This window comes from Wolbachia endosymbiont of Cylisticus convexus (genome assembly GCF_003344345.1).
Map to the genome: position 1 here is coordinate 1 of NZ_QPIP01000189.1, position 860 is coordinate 860.

Genomic DNA, 860 nt, shown 5'->3' on the forward strand with positions numbered 1-860 from the left:
AGCTTATTCGGCGGTTTTATGATTGGGCCATTAGAAGGCTTTACAGATGCATGGTCTGCAACATTCTTACATGAGATGTACGCTATAGATAGACACATTGCATATAGTATTTCAAAATGGATATTAATAGGTTTTGGGGTTTTATTATTTCCTTATGTATAGCTCTTTTCATAATAGTCCGAAAAGCTTATAGAAAAGCGGAATCAACAGCATGACGAAAAGATGTGAATAGAGGGATGTTTTTCCTAGCTCTGTTTTTTATAGCAAACCAATGATGCTCAATTTTGTTAAAATCGGGAGAATAAGGCGGTAGATATAAAATTTCTGCGCCAACTCCTTTAGCAAATTCAGTAATCTTATTAGACTTATGAAAAGTAGCATTATCAAGGATAACAGTTTGTCCAGGTTTCAAAATCGGTGTCAGAAACTGCTCAAACCATTTATTAACATATTACAGTGGCCTTCAAATGTTAACGGAACAACTATTTTCCTGCCGTTTAAGGCTGCAATCATACTGATTCGTTGAATTTTTTTACCAGATTTTAGAGCATAAAACCTCTGTCCCTTCTGGCAATATCCATAAGGGTAGTCCTCGGTGTTATCAATGCCAGACTCATCTATATAAACTAAGTTTTGAGGTTCTTTTGTTGCTATAATTTTCAAAAATTCAGCGCGTTTTTCTTCGTCCCTTTCTTTGTATCCATATGTCTTTTTTTGCGTGTGAGTCCAATTTTTTTAAGAGCTCGATGAATCGTTGGGATACTAACATTGCTCCAAAGCTTAGCCATTTCCGATAGAGTTTTTCCACCATATTTTTTAGCAAATTCAGTAAATTTATTCCAGTCAGTAATTTTGTGATT

General features: G+C 34.9%; 1 pseudogene. It reads right to left on the reverse strand.

The annotated features are described in order from the left end of the window. Positions 1–187: 187 nt before the first annotated feature. Positions 188–860: pseudogene (locus Wcon_RS10100) on the reverse strand (IS630 family transposase); the annotation flags it as partial.